1 protein-coding gene is annotated in these 223 nt (G+C 39.0%); it reads right to left on the reverse strand.

The genetic code is table 11. The features are described 5' to 3' along the window. Nucleotides 1-223 (reverse strand): alpha-galactosidase (locus MMS95_RS24190; RefSeq protein ID WP_242142445.1); only part of this gene is annotated, 223 nt, incomplete at both ends.

A 223-nucleotide genomic window follows, 5' to 3' on the forward strand; every position in this document is an offset into this window, starting at 1 on the left:
AGTCAATGTAGCCTTCATCTAAAATGGCTTCAATTTGGGCGATGACATTATCTCTAACCTCTTTACGGCCAATATCTAATACAAATTGTTGACGACTCGGGTATCGTGTGCGTCCTGGGACTGCTAAACGATAGTCAGGATGTTTACGTAATAATTCAGAATCTCCAGAAATCATTTCTGGTTCAAACCATAAGCCAAATTTTAAATCTTGACCGTGGACATA

This window comes from Serratia sp. PGPR-27 (assembly GCF_022678525.1).
GTDB classification, from domain to species: domain Bacteria; phylum Pseudomonadota; class Gammaproteobacteria; order Enterobacterales; family Enterobacteriaceae; genus Serratia; species Serratia nematodiphila.